The organism is Achromobacter sp. SIMBA_011 (genome assembly GCF_046535435.1).
In the GTDB taxonomy this organism is placed as follows: Bacteria; Pseudomonadota; Gammaproteobacteria; order Burkholderiales; family Burkholderiaceae_B; genus Achromobacter; species Achromobacter dolens.
In genome coordinates this window covers 1-248 of the sequence record NZ_JAWRWN010000967.1, presented here as the reverse complement: position 1 = coordinate 248, position 248 = coordinate 1, and the positions used below count along the sequence as shown (strand labels likewise).

Genomic DNA, 248 nt, shown 5'->3' with positions numbered 1-248 from the left:
CGCCCTGCTCCGCGCATGCAACGCACGCGTCCAGCGCAGCTTCGGCTTGCCGATACATACTCAAATCCGCACCTGCGCCGGTCTCGTTGCGCATATAAGACGTGAGGCAGACCACTCGTAGCAGAGCACTGATTTGCTCTTCTCGCCCATGACCAGCCCGCACAGTGCCCAGCGCCATATAATGTTCAACGGACAGCGCACGGACCTTCGCGCTCGGCAATGTCACGAACTCGCCTTTCGTAAGCGGC

1 pseudogene is annotated in these 248 nt (G+C 60.5%); it reads right to left on the bottom strand.

From position 1 onward, the window contains the following. Positions 1 to 226 (bottom strand): annotated as a pseudogene (locus SB816_RS33875) (hypothetical protein); the annotation flags it as partial. Between the last annotated feature and the right edge of the window lie 22 nt (positions 227 to 248).